Genomic DNA, 14,185 nt, shown 5'->3' on the forward strand with positions numbered 1-14,185 from the left:
TGTTAATCGACCTTGATGATAAAGGTGATTTTACCCGTAGAAAAATCAGCAGCGGTACCACCTTGCTTTTTGAAATTGATCTGGTTGACTACCTGACGGTAATAGGCCAGCACGTCATTTGAAACGTTATATTCTAATGGAACCGCCTGAACAACTCGGCCACCATCATCAATGGTGATCTTAAAAACAATTCGGCCATTTCTGGTAGAAACCCGGTCGTTGATAGTCGGTCTGGAAGCGAAATCCCATCCGGCAAGATCCAAACTATATCCTGCTCCAGAAGCTGTTCCTTTACCGCTGCCTTCACCCATGATTGCACGCCCGTCTACAGTTCCTGTCGGCTTTCCTTCATCACCTTTGGCATTGCTTGATCCCTGAGCGCCTCCTGATGCAGGCGTAGTGCTTTTACCGGAGGTTCCTCCAGCCCCAAATATCGCTCTCTGGTCAATTTTAGGTTTTTCAGGAGCTTTTTGGGTAGTGGTTTCTGCTTCGGATTTTGCCGGAGTTGTAACCGTCTTGGTAGGTTCAGTTTTGGTCGGTTGAGGCTTTTCAGTTTCTACCGCAGCTTTTTCTTCCCCTTTTATCGGAGAAGGTTTGGTAGTCACAGCTTGATTTGCCGCTGGTTTGGAAGCCGTTTTCGGCTTTGCGGTTTCTGTTTTTGGACTTGGTGCCGGAGTGGCTGGTTGGGTTACAGCCTGTGCTACTTCACCGGGTGCGGCCTGCTCCACACTTTCGGAGGGAGTTTCTGATGGAGCATTTGGGCTGTTTCGATTACCTGAACCGGTATCCATAAATACCAGATTCAGCTCCAAACCATAGGTAGGAAGTGGTGGAATCTGCTCTTTCCAAACTACAATGAAATAGAACGCCAAGAGCAAAAGGATATTCACCACGATCGTAATGACGGCGGATTTTCGCTTACTGTCCTTTTCGACTTGATCTGCGTTCCAGGTCTGCATGGCTTAGTAGGGTTGGGTGGCAATGGAAACATTTGCTTCCAGTCCAGCTGCAATGCCTCCAATTTCCACTAAATATTCAACGGGAACTTCCTTGTCAATGTGCAAAACAACCTGACCTTTTTTTCCCTGCAAAAGAGCGGTCAACTCCGCTTTGATCTGATCTCGGCTCACGATTCGGTCATTGACTGAATAACGTAGATCCTTGGTCACAGACACAGTAACCTCCTGCATGATTATGTCTGAAGCCTCACTCGAAGGCAAATTCACAGGAAGACCTGATGGGGTAATAAAGGAAGATGTCAACATGAAAAAAATCAACAGCAGAAAGATAATGTCTGTCATTGAAGACATGCTAAATGATGCGTCAACCTTATTTTTTGCCTGAAGTCCCATTATTATTTATCCTGTAAAAGGTCAATAAATTCAACTGAAGTGTACTCCATGTTGTGAACCAGCTTAGAAACCTGAGTCACCAGATAATTGTAACCTAAGTAAGCAATGATACCGACCACCAAACCGGCTGCCGTCGTGATCATTGCTTCATAAATCCCTGAGGAAAGCAATTTGGGAGAAACCATTCCCTCCTCTTGGGCAATGGAGATGAAAGCTTGAATCATCCCTGTCACAGTTCCCAAGAAACCGATCATTGGCGCTGCACCGGAAACGGTAGCTAACAAACCAAGATTTTTTTCCAGTTTGTAAATCTCGATTTTCCCGACATTTTCAATGGAAACCTCAATATTTTTCAAAGGTGACCCGATCCGTTCGATACCCTTTGCAATCATATTGGCTACAGGGGTATTTTCCCCTGCGCAGAGCATTTTGGCTTTGTCGATCTGCCCGCTTTGAACCAAAACCTTGACTTGGTCCAACAGATGGCCAGGAGTTTTAGAAGCTTTGTTTAGTGTAATCAGTTTCTGGATAAAGATGAAAATCGCCAAAACAAACAAAAGGTAGAGGGGAATCATCATGTATCCTCCTTTGATCAAGAGATCCAGAAGGCCAATGCTTTCGGCGCCGGCACCAGAGGCCAGACTGTCCATAGAAGTTAAACTGTCAGTTGAGAGTGTTTGCAGCAGCATATTAATATTTCAAAATCCACAATTCTTCGGTGTACTGGGATTTTATTTCTTCGAGTTTTGCAGCGGCCAACTTAAAGCTGTCAAATTTTAAAAGCCCGAGGCGGTAATATTTCCCCCCATCATAAGGGGTAATCAGATAAATTTCAGGTGATTTTCCGAAATACTGATTAGCCTCCTCTGTCGCCATTTTCTCATTTGGCAAGCTTCCAACAATAATGAAATACTGTGGTCGCTCTGCTTTTGCTTCTACTCGAATTAATTTCCCTGTAGCTGTATTGGCAATAGTTGTACCAGTTTCAGCAGGTTTAGAAATATTAGGATTTGAAATATTAGGACTTGTTATAGAATCCTGATTTACAGGATTTTGAATTTGCTCAGTTGTGGTAGAATCTGGAAGCTGAACTGCTGCTTCAGGCTCGGTTTCCTCAGCAGGTTTGGCAATGGATTCTGTAACCACTTCCGCAGGCGATGAATCCTTCCTGGATTGGATTTGCCAAACAATCACTGAAACAATTCCAAGCCCGATCAAGACCACTGCCCAAACCCATGCTCCTGATTTTTTCTCCTCCAAAGGTTTATTTACACTTGGGCTGGACTTTGGACTTTGAGCCTTTTCTTCAGGAGTTTTTACTTCCTGTACTTGCTCTATTTTAGTCTGGGAAAGAGCCGGAGCGCTATTTTTTTCTCTAGTTTCACCAATTTTTTCAGGTTCAGAAAGTGTTTTTTTACTTTCTGATTTCCCAAGTTCAGTTTTGGTCCGAATCGGAGTAATCTCCACATATGGAAGTCCATAATCCTTAGGATCTGGCCACTGTTTTTTATCTGAATCTATTGGCGACATGTTCAATTGGGAAAGCTACGAAACTAACCGAAATGCGGCGAAAGGCCAACCTTCAGACCAAACTATATCAGAATTTGAAACTAGCTCCACCGATCAGCTGGATTCCCCGCACCGGATAGTTCAGCCAACGGGTATTTTTCCCGTTTAGAATATTGTTGCCCTCAGCAAAAACAGAGAATCGTTCTGTGATTTTGAAATCGGCCTTTAACTGCAGATCTGCAATGGTTTTGAGGTTAATTACTTCATAAGTTGTAGGAACATAGATTCCTCCGACTTCGCCCAAATCTGGCTCAATTAAAGCTCCTCTTCCCTTCACTCCCCCCATAAAATTTAGGTTTGCCTGAATCAAAAGTCTATCTATCGGAGTCACTTGATTGTTGATCCGCACTTCCCAAACCGGGCGGTGCCAGGCTTCCTGCTGCGTTCCAAGCTCATATTGATAAAGATCCAAGCGGCTTCCGAGGGAATACATATCACTGATTTTGAAACCCAACTCAGCATTGAGATTGGCGACAGTAGTCTTGTCGTCATAGACGATTTCGAATCTTGACGAATCCGAAAGCGAATTCACAAAAAAGTGCATCTGGTTAAATCGGCTGACATTAACCCCTGCACGATAGTGAAATGCCTCCTGAAACAGGCCTTCTATCCCACCTTCGATTTTGTAATTATTGACGGTATTCAGCAATTGTTCGCTTGGACCCAAAAATGGATTTTCGTTGACAAAGCTGAAATAGGTATTTCGCTGTACATCTCCTGAAAATTCCCCATAAAACCCAAAGGCATCTGCAAATTGATAACTCGCTTTCAATACCGGGAAAATGTGAAAGTCACTGGATTTGTCGGCAATGGAATCATTTTCAGAGACCAGGTTCAATCCGGCAGTAAACTGAAACGCCTCGTAATTGTATGTAATCCGCGGACGGACTGAGAAGTAATTCCGCTTTTCCTGATAGTTCACATCATTTGGGTTGGTATGAAAATAGGCCAAATCCACGTTTCCTGACCAACCCAATTCAGTTCTGAACTTCCCTCCTGCTTGAATCCCAATTTCATTTTCTTTGGCTGCATAGCTGTCTTTGAAATTTCGAAAACTCAACTTGCCTTCGTAGGAAAAAGGCCCTGTCTTTTCAATATCCCGGATTCCCGCTTGAATCTGCACGTTATTCAAAACATTGTTTGAGGCTTCAAAAGGCTCATCCAGATTTTCAAAAAGAACCGGATCAACTCCGTAAAAGGAATATTTGTCCTGTCCCCAGTTTAATCCACCAAACACTTCCAACATTTCGGTAAAGTAGCTTCCTTCAGCTCCAAACACAGTATGCGACTCTGCACTTTGCTCAGCAGCAACCGGACCTTTCCCAAAGCTTTGATGCTTGAATTTCAAGGCATAGTTCAGTGGATCTGCCTGGGTTGACATATATCTCCCCTCCAAAAGCGGTGAAGCAAAATTACCATAGCCAGCCCGGACAAATCCCGGATACAAATCCACTTTTGGCTGACGATAGTCTTTTTGCAAAGCAGTCGGCTGAAGCTTCAGTGCAGGAAGGTTTAAAAAGAAAGGCGTAACGACATAGTTGAACTCTCCCAATCCTTTCGGCTGGGGCAAAACCGGCATCCGCTCAAAGGAACGCGGCTGAGTCGGAACAGTCAGCACTCGATCCTTTCGGATCACAAATTCCTGATCCTGGACTGCTCCTTGTTTTTGGGTTTGAGCTAAAACCAATGAATTCCCCAAAGAAAACGCACCGGCAAAGAATAGTATTACGGTTGATTTTTTCATGGATTAGTTCAGGGTTTTGAGTTTTGCCTCAGCTTCAGCTTTGATTTCGGCATTGGTTGATTTCTCTACGATGGATTCCAAAGTGGCTTTAGCCTGAAAGTCCTCACCTGTTTTTTGGTAATTGTCAGCCAGCAAAAGGAACATTTTCCCATACCAAAAATCAAAGTCCGCAAATGGCCCAGAGAAATCAAAAATGGCTTCGTTGGACTTAGGCACATCTCCTTTTTCCTGAAGAGAAAAAGCCAGTAAATACAATCCCTCAGCACCCTGGACAGTTTTGTGATCATTCACCAAATTTTGCAAAGTCAGCTCCGCTTGGGCTTTTTGATTCATTTCCCGTTGTGCTTTTGCTTTGGTCAGCAAGGCTTTGGGAGTGGATTCTGGAATGATCCCGTCCAAAGTCATCAGTTTCTCGGCATTGGTAATGGACTGCTGAAATTTGCGCGTTGCAAAATTGGCGATCATCAGGCCTTGAACAGACTCAGCCTCTTCCACTTTACTTCTGGCGTTTTGCGAAGCAGCCTCCAAATACGGAATTGCTGCTGCATAATTCCCTCTTTCAAGTTCAATAACCCCGATTTTCTGCATTGCACGGGCACGCTGTGGCGAGGACGGTTCTTTTTCCAGTTGTCTGAAATACCCCAATCCTCTGTCTTGGTCACCAGCCAGCACAAATGCGTCTCCTGCAAAATAAAGTGCTTCCGAACGCTGAGCAGATTGAGGATAGCTTCTGAGATAGTTTTCAAAAGCTCGGGCAGCCTGTGCATAATTCTTATCCAGATATAGGCTTTTGGCTGATTCAAATTCCAGAGACTGCACATTTCCAGAACCGGGATTTGATCCTTTGTATCGAGCAAGATAATCTCCGAATTCAGCTGATCTCCCTTGCAAAGCCAAGGTTTCCTGAAGTCCCTTTAGCGCTGTTTCCGAGTTTTCAGCATTTGGATGATTATCCAATATTGATTTGTAATCAGCGATCGTCTGATCATAATTCTGGGCTGAGAAATTGGCAACAGCCCGACCTTCCAAGGCATAAGGAACAAATGGTGAATTCGGTCTTCCGGAAATCAAATCAGAAAATGCCCTGGAGGCTTCGTTGTACCGAACTTCCTCCAGATAAATCTGGCCTTTGAGATACATGGCATCCTCAATGTTCAAACTGCTTGGAAATCCGGAAATAAGCCGATCCAAATTTCCCAAAGCTTCATTGTTTTGAGATTGGAAGTTTTGCACCACTGCCAGTCGGTAATAGGCATAGTCTATTTGGGAATTGGATTCGGATATGGCCCGCTGAAAAGTAGCAGATGACTCTCCAAATTTCTTTTGCACGTATTGCGCATCTCCAAGCCGAAGCAAGGCATCGTCATAAAAGAGCTTGTCGTCTCTACCGCGGAGTTTTTCGGTATAAATCCTCAATTGCTCCTCCGCTTTGGGATAGTTTTGGGAATTGAAATAGGCATAGCCCAAGCCATAGTGGGTTTTTAGCAAAAAGACATTGGTCGTCGGAGGATTCAGTGCTCTTACAGACTCGTAAGAACGAATTGCCTGAGGCAGATTACCATCAGCAGCATGAATCTCCCCTTTCCAAAAATGAGTTTCCAACATCAAATCCTTATCAACCGGAAAAGCCTGAGACTTGTCCAACAAAGCCAAGGCCTGCTTATACTTTTGGTCCCGATAATAGACCATCGCTTGGTAATAGGCTACTTTTTGGTAAGCTGATTGAATTCTCGGGGACTTGTTTCGGATTTTATCCATTTGGTCTATCGCCCGTAGGTAATCGCTAGAATTGATCAAAGCCTCCGACAGCAAATTTTCTGCTTCTGCCCTGTTTTTTCCCGAAGGGTAAGTTTCAAGATATTCATCCAAAGCGCTAATCGCAGTGGAGAAAGTGCCTTTTTGAAGGTTTGCTTTCGCAAAGTTGAAAAGCGATTCTTCTTGGATTTGCTTGTTGAAACTGGATTTGGAAGCAGCCTGGAAGCTGGTGGTGGCAAATTGGTAATTGTCCAGTTTCAGATAAGAATGGCCCAAATAATAGCTGGAAGACTGCCCGATTTCATCAGTGGCTGATGCGGAAACTTTCAGGTAGTCCGTAGCGCGCTGGTAATTTCCGAGTTCGAAAAAAGAAATTCCAGCCTTATAAACTTCCTCTCTGGAAAGCACCCCTTTTTGAGCATTGATGAAGGCATCGTAATTTTTAGCCGCATTGGCAAAATCCTTCTTGACATAATACGCCTCGGCCAAATAAAGATGGATGGTTTCCTTCCGATCCAGATTTTGACCCGAAGACAAAAGCGGCTCAGCATAGCTGATCACCTGATCATAATTCCCCTCCTGATAATAAAGTGCGGTCAGCAAATAGGGAACTTTGGTCGCATAAAATGTGGATTTCCCGGCAGCCTGCAAATCAGCAATTGCTTTGGCATTGTTTCCGCTTTCCATGGCGATAAAGCCACTGTAATAATAGGCATCCGCACTGATGGGTTGATTGAGAACTTTTGCCTGATCAAAAAAAGGAGCTGCGGCAGCACTGTTTTTCAATTGAAAATGAGAATATCCCTGCTTGAAAAGGACATCAGCTTTGTTGGTTTCCCCCAGACTGTTGGTATTTACCAAGGCATAACCATCGACCGCCTCTTTGTAATTTTTTTTGTAGAAAAAATGATCTCCCAAGTAAAGCCCAGCCGTAGTTACCGTGGGATGATTGCCGTGATCGAATATGTAGGTTTTCATCAAACCGGGTCCGTCTGGACTCTCAATCTGAAGTGCAGCCATGGCCCGGTGCAATTCAGCTGATTTTTGCTGTTCACCACTAAGAGACTGATCGAGCAGTCGACTGTTGTCGTAGAGCGAGGTAGAAAAGAGCTGTTTGTCGAAAAGCTCCAAATGGTAATCCAGAGCTTGCTGGGTGCTGGTCTGATAAAGTGTGGATTGTGAAAAAGCGTCCACACCCATCCCCAGGCCCGCAAGCAGCACCAGGTAGTATTTCATAGTTTGGCTTTTGGGTAATCAGTGCAAAATCTTATACACCAGTTCGCGGAGGATTTCACCTTCATCCATGCTTCCGGAGTCTACTCCTTTGAAACGAAGATCTGCCTCTTTGATGTATGCGAACACATCAATTACCTTGCCCAATTTGAAGTTTTTGGAGGCGGCTAGGTATTCTTTTAAGCCATAAGGATTGACTCCGATCGCGCCTGCCAGTTGATTGTCCGGCATCGGTCCAGCCCGGTGGACAAGGGCTATTTTGCTGAAATAGTTATACAACAATGAAAAAATCGGGATAATCGGGTGAGATTTTGGGTTTTGGATAAAATACTGAATGATCTGATTGGCTTTCATCACATCTCTGTACCCGATTGCCTTGGTCAACTCAAAGTTGTTGTATTCTTTGTTGATCCCGATGTACTTTGAAATGTGATCGGGGGTGAATTTAGTCGGCTCGGGAAAATTGATCAACATTTTTCCAACCTCGTTTGTGATCACTTCCAGGTTATTCCCAATCGAATCAGCCAAAAGCTGGGCAGCTTTCGACTCTATCTGATGCCCCAAATCCTTGAAATAAGACTCCACCCAACCAATGAGCAACCAATCTTTGACTTTCTCCGCATTGACAAAAACCGTCTTTTTATCCAGTTCTTTTTTCAAAGATCCTCTCCCGTCCAGCTTTTTATGCTTGTGTGCAAAAACAAGAATGGTACTTGGCAAGGGATTATTAACGTAGCTGATCAATAGCTTTTGCGCGTCTTCTTTTCCAAGATCGGGAATACTTTGGGCCTCCTTCACGATCACGACCTGCCGGTCTGCCATCATCGGGAATTTCCTGGCATTGCTCAGGATCACATTGACTTGGGAATCCTTCCCATACATCACCAGCTGGTTGAACCCCTTTTCGTGTTCTGCGATTGCATTTTTCTCAATGTAATCAGAGATCAAGTCGATGAAATAGGGTTCATCCCCTTCCAAAAAGTAAATCGGCGCAAACTTTTTAGCTTTCAGGTCTTTAAGAACTGCTTCAGGAGAATGGGGCATGGATTGGAAAAACTAGACGGTTTAAAGATAACAGCAAGAAGGAAATGGGAGCAAAAACAAGGAAAATATTCTTTGGTAAACTATTCCTCGCTTAACTTTGTATCACTTCTAAAAAAAGGAAAATGAGTTTCGAAAAGGGGATGTCGCTGTATAAAGAGGGAAAGTTTGAAGAGGCCTTGGCCTGTTTTGATGAATTGATTTCAAAGCACTCAGGACAAGCAGAACTTCATCTTTACAGGGGCAGGATTTTGACACGCATGGGAAAAGGAGAAGCAGCTTTGGAGGACTTTGATTTTTTAATTGCTTTGGAGCCTTACAATACCGATTACATCAGTGACCGCGGGGTGGTTTTGCATCTGATGGGTAGAAATGAAGAGGCACTCACCGAACTTGACAGAGCTGCAAACCTGGATCCCAAAAACCCCTACAGATACAGCAGCAGGGCATTTTTCAAAGACCGGATCGGTGACCTTCAAGGCGCCATTGAAGACTATGAAAAAGCAATTGAACTGGATCCAGAGGATGCAGTAGCCTACAATAACAAAGGTTTAGTGGAGGAAAAACTAGGATTTAAGGATCGGTCCAAAAAGAGCTTTGAAAAGTCGGATGGACTGGTAGGCTATAAACCTCAACAAACAGGAAACGACTTACCTCCTATTGGAAATAAAAAATCACCTGAGACGCCTCAGCCAACACCATTGCAGGAAGACGAACCAAAAAAAATGAGTTCTGGCCATTTTTGGAGTACCCTTAAATCATTGTTTGGAGATGCTAAAACCCGACAAGAATTCGGGGTATTCTTGAAAGGAATATTTTCCGGTAAAAAGCCTAAAAACTCTTGATCACCCAAAGCGGCTTGTTCAGGAAATATGACATTTTCTTCGAAAGGTTCTTTGAAAATATCTGGTCAAAAAAGGATTTTTTCTTACTCAAAGTTACCAGAATATCCCCTTTGGCCACCTGCAGGTAATTTTCCAATCCCAAGGCGAGTTCATCACGGTAGGATTTGAGAACATAATTTATTTTTTCGTAACGCACGAAAGGCCGGATTTCATCTACCATGGCTATGTGAAGGGATTTGTCAATTGCCTTTTGATGGGATGAAACATGAACCAAATCAATCTCTGAATCGAAGAACCTGGCCATTTCTACCACTTTTTGAATGGCCAACTTATCCTCTTCGAGGTAGTCAGAGGCATAGACAAATTTTCTGGGAGGCTTAAAAAAGACTTTTCTTGGAACGATCAATATGTCCCGGTCTGACTGCTCCACCATGCGGCTTGCACGACTTCCAATGATATGAGCACGAAGATCATTCAAGCCCTCGGTTCCAGCCACAATTAAATCAGCCTTCATTTCCTTGGCATATTCCAAGGCCACATTCACGATTTTTCCTTCACGGATCGCAATGTCACACCCCCTCAATCCATTGAGAAGGCCTTCGTCAAGAACAGCTTTCTGAAGGTTCTTCAGCTTTTCCAAAACAAATTCTTTTTGGAATTTCCCCTCAGTGTCCATTGGGGATAGCTTTTGGTAATCCTCCCTGTTTAAAACATGAAAAAGAACCAACTGAGCCTTGAATTTTTCACCCAAACGGGAGGCATATTCGATGGCGTTCAGTGAACATTCTGAAAAATCTGTCGGACAGAGAATCTTAAAAATATTTTCCATGTGTAAAAATCAATAACCTTTCTGGCGGTTTACGATATTCAAAAGCGGCTGGTTGGATTTCAGTCTCCTGAAGTTATCAATAATCTGAGGAGCTGCTGCTTGGGGATTGGTAACACTTGCAATATGCGGAGTTAGCTGAATCCTTTTTTCCTCCCAAAACGGATGACTTTCGGGCAAAGGCTCCTTTCGATAGACATCCAAAAGCGCACCTGAGAGATAGCCTTTGTCAAGTGCCGGAATCAAATCTTCTTCCACCAAATGCTTTCCTCTGGCGACATTGATCAGGAAAGTGCCCGGTTTGCATTTTTGAAACAGGTCCAAATTCAGGATATTTTCCGTGTCAGGAGTCAAAGGAAGCAGACAAATCAGGACATTGATTTCATTAAGAAAATCCTGGAGTCGGTCCTTGGAAAAATAAGGATAGGGAAAGTCTTTTTTCTCCGTAAAGCCAAATCCAAATACAGGAAATCCAATGTAATTCAATTTGTCCAACACATCTCCGCCCAAAGCTCCCACTCCCATCACCCCGATTTTCACTGGGATTTCAGGATGGGTCATATCCCAGACTTTGCGCTTTTGATCATTTTGGTACCGGGTGATCTGCCGGTGAAAATTCAAGACGCCCATGACTACATAATTGGTCATGGACCAAGTCAGCTTCTCATCCACAATCCGTACAATCGGCAAAGATTCCGGTACCGCGGGATCGCTTAAAATATGGTCCACGCCTGCCCCCAAGGAACTGATCAGTTTTAGATTGGGCAGCGTGCTCAGAAATCCAGGAGGGTGCTGCCAAAGTAAGGCCATCTCTACATCCTGTGGCCTCTTGATATCAGGGTAAACCTGGATATCGATATCAGGCTGATGAAAAGTCAATGCATCAATCCAGACTTTTGGATTCCGTCCGGGGCTAATAATAGCTAAGCTCATTTTTGGTGTTTTTGAGTTGCATAGTAAAATTACCAAGTTCGAAAGCCCTTCAAAGGCCATTAATCAAAAAAGCGCTTGGGTTTTGTGAAAAAGAAAAAAGAAAACCGTGAAATTGCACGGGGAAATTAAACCTTCCTACGAATTTTTAGATTGACAGTTAAACTTAACCCAATTAGAAAAATGTCCCACAAATTTACTTTCGCCTTCCTAACCTTGCTCCTGGCTAGTTTTGTAAGCTTTGCCCAACAAATCCAAATGCCTCAGGCAAGTCCGAGCTCAAAAATCTCCCAACAGGTGGGATTATCAGTTGTCACAGTAGATTACAGTCGACCAAGTACCAAAGGCCGGAAGATTTTCGGCGAATTGGTTCCTTATGATGTTATTTGGAGAACTGGTGCCAATTCACCTACGGTCATTACTTTTTCCACCGAAGTGAGCATTGCAGGTCAGAAAGTACCCGCTGGATCCTATGCGCTCTATGCTATCCCAGGCAAAACTGAGTGGACAATTCTCCTGAGCAAAAACACCAAACTGTGGGGTGCTATTGGCTATAACCCGGCTGATGACCAAATGAGAATGAAGGTAAAACCTTCCAAAACGAGTAGTAAATATGAGACTTTTGAAATCACTTTCAACAACCTCACCGACAACAGCGCCACAGTTGCACTGAAGTGGGAAAACACCAAAGCTGAATTCAAAATTGAAACCGAAGTGGATCCCATCGTGATGGCCGATATCCAGAAGCAGGTAATTGATGCCAAAGCCACCGATCCCAACTTGCTGTTTCAGTCTGCCAACTACTATTTCACCACTGGCAAAGACTTAAATCAAGCCTATGAGTGGATTAAGCAATCCACCGACCAAGACCCAAAATATTGGACAGTCCATGTTAGGGCAAAAATCGAACTGGCTCTGGGCATGAAAACCGAAGCGCTCGACTCAGCAACCAAATCAAAAGCAATGGCAGAAAAGGAAAATAACCCTGACTATGTTGCCCTGAATGAAAGGCTGATTAAGTCGATAAAATAAAACCTGAATTCAATAAAAAATCTCCGAACCTTCATTCGGAGGTTTTTTTGTATTCTATACTATCGGATTTTTAGATTTTCTTCCCAACAATTGGCTGCAAAATCGCTCCAAACAGCATCACAGCAATACAACCAACGGCATTGTACCAAAGGAATCCAATGTCCCAATGGAAGCCTAAAATCCCGATGCCATTCTTAAAATGGATCAGCAAAATCAAAGCTTGTGAAAGCAAAGCGGCGATGAAAACAGCCCTCCCTTTGACAAATTTCATAAAAAAACCGACTATGAAAACCCCAAGAATTGTCCCGTAAAAGAGCGAACCGAGAAGATTTATGGCTTGGATCAGATTTTCAAAAAGTGATGCATAGGTTGCGAAAAGAATTGCCCCCAAACCCCAGAATGCAGTAAAGAATTTAGAGGACATGAGATAGTGATGGTCACTTGCGTCTTTTTTTATGGACCTTTTATACAAATCAATTGTACTGGTCGATCCCAAAGCATTCAGTTCTGAGGAAGATGAGGACATAGCCGCGCAGAAGATCACTGCAAACAATAAGCCCACAACTCCTTTCGGAAGGTAATCCATCACAAATCGCATGAAGATATAATCGGTATCCCGGGTTTCAGCTGTCGGGTCATTTTTCAGAATAAGAGCCTTAGCTTCCTCCCTGATCAATCCCTGTTCGGCTTTTATTTCCTTTATCTGACTTTTCACCAAATCTGCTTTTTCCTCTTCTCCGGCATCAATAGCCGTCAGCATTTCCTCATAGGCCAGCTTTCCAGATTCAAAGCTTGCCTTATATTTTTGCTCCACGCCCTCATATTCCGAAGCATACTCGCTTTGGCGAAGCTTGTCAGTCTGGACCTGATTAAATATTACAGGAGGCTGGATGAATTGATAAAAAACAAAAACCATCACCCCGATAAAGAGGATAACAAACTGCATTGGGATTTTCAAAAATCCGTTCATGATCAGACCCATTCGACTCTGGGTAAGCGTCTGCCCTGAAAGATATCTTCCCACCTGGCTTTGGTCAGAACCAAAATAGCTCAAAAACAGAAAAACTGCGGCGGTCATGCCAGACCAGACATTATACCGGTCTGCGAGATCAAATTCAAAACTCACGGCATTGAGTTTTTCCATTTTCCCGGCTACATGTAGCGCATCCTGAAAGGATATCGGAAGCAACTGGATCACAATAATCCCAGCCAAAATCATCCCTCCCATCATGACTGCCATTTGCTGCTTTTGGGTGATTGATACAGCTTCTGTCCCACCGGAAACAGTATAAAGAATCACCAAAACCCCGATAAAAATATTGGTCCAAGTAAGGTTCCAACCCAACAAGGTGGACAGAATGATGGCAGGAGCATAAATGGTAATACCTGCCGCCAGACCTCGCTGAGTAATAAAAAGCAGGGCAGTTAAAGTCCTGGTTTTAAGATCAAATCGATTTTCCAGATACTCATACGCCGTGTAAACTTTCAATTTGTAATAGATCGGGATGAAGCTTACAGAAATGATAATCATCGCCAGAGGAAGCCCAAAGTAAAATTGGATAAAGCGCATCCCGTCCTCGTAGGCTTGTCCCGGTGTACTCAGGAAAGTGATCGCTGAAGCTTGAGTTGCCATGATCGAAAGCCCGATTGTCCACCAGTTCATGGAGTTTTTACCACGGAGATAAGAATCAAGATTCTTTTTCCCCCGGGTCTTATAGATCCCATATATGGCAATGGAAATCAAGGTCCAAAAAAGGACTATCCAATCGAGAGTACTCATGCAAAAGCTATGGTTAACCAATAAAACAAGGCGATCATCACCATCAAGCTAGCCATGAGTCCAAGATAGATTGCTTTC

General features: G+C 43.6%; 12 protein-coding genes. 2 read left to right on the plus strand and 10 right to left on the minus strand.

Annotation, left to right across the window (positions count from 1 at the left end; all coding sequences use genetic code 11):
- Positions 1 to 2 precede the first annotated feature (2 nt).
- The 7 genes from B0E43_RS15765 to holA form a co-directional block, all read right to left on the minus strand.
- Positions 3 to 959, minus strand: coding sequence for an energy transducer TonB (locus tag B0E43_RS15765; RefSeq protein WP_077351459.1), 957 nt, complete (start codon positions 957 to 959; stop codon positions 3 to 5).
- Positions 960 to 962: 3 nt separating this feature from the next.
- Entirely contained in the window at positions 963 to 1,352 is a 390-nt protein-coding gene (locus B0E43_RS15770) for a biopolymer transporter ExbD (RefSeq protein WP_077351461.1), read from the minus strand.
- A gap of 2 nt (positions 1,353 to 1,354) precedes the next feature.
- Entirely contained in the window at positions 1,355 to 2,002 is a 648-nt protein-coding gene (locus tag B0E43_RS15775) for a MotA/TolQ/ExbB proton channel family protein (protein ID WP_254423443.1), read from the minus strand.
- Between the two features lie 40 nt (positions 2,003 to 2,042).
- A complete protein-coding gene (locus B0E43_RS15780) occupies positions 2,043 to 2,882 on the minus strand; it encodes a hypothetical protein (protein WP_077351465.1) in 840 nt (279 codons plus the stop codon).
- 67 nt (positions 2,883 to 2,949) lie between these two features.
- Positions 2,950 to 4,665: a TonB-dependent receptor gene (locus B0E43_RS15785; protein ID WP_139352789.1), complete on the minus strand. Its 1,716-nt coding sequence runs from the start codon at positions 4,663 to 4,665 to the stop codon at positions 2,950 to 2,952.
- A gap of 3 nt (positions 4,666 to 4,668) precedes the next feature.
- Complete coding sequence (locus B0E43_RS15790) at positions 4,669 to 7,656, minus strand: tetratricopeptide repeat protein (protein ID WP_077351469.1); 2,988 nt, start codon at positions 7,654 to 7,656, stop codon at positions 4,669 to 4,671.
- 18 nt (positions 7,657 to 7,674) lie between these two features.
- Positions 7,675 to 8,697, minus strand: a complete 1,023-nt coding sequence (holA, locus tag B0E43_RS15795) for a DNA polymerase III subunit delta (protein ID WP_077351471.1) — start codon at positions 8,695 to 8,697, stop codon at positions 7,675 to 7,677.
- A 122-nt stretch (positions 8,698 to 8,819) separates the two neighbouring features.
- Here holA and B0E43_RS15800 point away from each other — a divergent pair, with 122 nt between their 5' ends.
- Positions 8,820 to 9,539 (plus strand): tetratricopeptide repeat protein, encoded by a 720-nt coding sequence (locus B0E43_RS15800; RefSeq protein WP_077351475.1) that lies wholly within the window; start codon positions 8,820 to 8,822, stop codon positions 9,537 to 9,539.
- Here the strand turns inward: B0E43_RS15800 and B0E43_RS15805 are convergent.
- The gene (locus B0E43_RS15805; RefSeq protein ID WP_077351477.1) at positions 9,526 to 10,368 is read right to left on the minus strand and encodes a universal stress protein; all 843 of its coding nucleotides are present in this window, start codon (positions 10,366 to 10,368) and stop codon (positions 9,526 to 9,528) included. The two genes, B0E43_RS15800 and B0E43_RS15805, sit on opposite strands and share 14 nt — an antisense overlap.
- Before the next feature lie 9 nt (positions 10,369 to 10,377).
- Positions 10,378 to 11,298, minus strand: coding sequence for a glyoxylate/hydroxypyruvate reductase A (locus B0E43_RS15810; RefSeq protein WP_077351617.1), 921 nt, complete (start codon positions 11,296 to 11,298; stop codon positions 10,378 to 10,380).
- Positions 11,299 to 11,478: 180 nt separating this feature from the next.
- On the opposite strand from B0E43_RS15810, the gene B0E43_RS15815 reads away from it, so the two are divergent.
- Positions 11,479 to 12,327 (plus strand): DUF2911 domain-containing protein, encoded by an 849-nt coding sequence (locus B0E43_RS15815; protein ID WP_077351479.1) that lies wholly within the window; start codon positions 11,479 to 11,481, stop codon positions 12,325 to 12,327.
- Between the two features lie 70 nt (positions 12,328 to 12,397).
- Here B0E43_RS15815 and B0E43_RS15820 read toward each other — a convergent pair whose 3' ends face one another.
- On the minus strand, positions 12,398 to 14,107 hold the full coding sequence (locus B0E43_RS15820) for a sodium:solute symporter (protein ID WP_077351481.1): 1,710 nt from the start codon (positions 14,105 to 14,107) through the stop codon (positions 12,398 to 12,400).
- Between the last annotated feature and the right edge of the window lie 78 nt (positions 14,108 to 14,185).

The sequence above is a fragment of the Algoriphagus sp. A40 genome (assembly GCF_002002735.1).
GTDB lineage: Bacteria > Bacteroidota > Bacteroidia > Cytophagales > Cyclobacteriaceae > Algoriphagus.

Excerpts from the sequence above, each read along its gene's own strand:
- B0E43_RS15765 (WP_077351459.1), bottom strand. The coding sequence starts at position 959 with ATGCAGACCTGGAACGCAGATCAAGTCGAAAAGGACAGTAAGCGAAAA.
- B0E43_RS15770 (WP_077351461.1), bottom strand. The coding sequence starts at position 1,352 with ATGGGACTTCAGGCAAAAAATAAGGTTGACGCATCATTTAGCATGTCT.
- B0E43_RS15775 (WP_254423443.1), bottom strand. The coding sequence starts at position 2,002 with ATGGACAGTCTGGCCTCTGGTGCCGGCGCCGAAAGCATTGGCCTTCTG.
- B0E43_RS15780 (WP_077351465.1), bottom strand. The coding sequence starts at position 2,882 with ATGTCGCCAATAGATTCAGATAAAAAACAGTGGCCAGATCCTAAGGAT.
- B0E43_RS15785 (WP_139352789.1), bottom strand. The coding sequence starts at position 4,665 with ATGAAAAAATCAACCGTAATACTATTCTTTGCCGGTGCGTTTTCTTTG.
- B0E43_RS15790 (WP_077351469.1), bottom strand. The coding sequence starts at position 7,656 with ATGAAATACTACCTGGTGCTGCTTGCGGGCCTGGGGATGGGTGTGGAC.
- holA (WP_077351471.1), bottom strand. The coding sequence starts at position 8,697 with ATGCCCCATTCTCCTGAAGCAGTTCTTAAAGACCTGAAAGCTAAAAAG.
- B0E43_RS15800 (WP_077351475.1), top strand. The coding sequence starts at position 8,820 with ATGAGTTTCGAAAAGGGGATGTCGCTGTATAAAGAGGGAAAGTTTGAA.
- B0E43_RS15805 (WP_077351477.1), bottom strand. The coding sequence starts at position 10,368 with ATGGAAAATATTTTTAAGATTCTCTGTCCGACAGATTTTTCAGAATGT.
- B0E43_RS15810 (WP_077351617.1), bottom strand. The coding sequence starts at position 11,298 with ATGAGCTTAGCTATTATTAGCCCCGGACGGAATCCAAAAGTCTGGATT.
- B0E43_RS15815 (WP_077351479.1), top strand. The coding sequence starts at position 11,479 with ATGTCCCACAAATTTACTTTCGCCTTCCTAACCTTGCTCCTGGCTAGT.
- B0E43_RS15820 (WP_077351481.1), bottom strand. The coding sequence starts at position 14,107 with ATGAGTACTCTCGATTGGATAGTCCTTTTTTGGACCTTGATTTCCATT.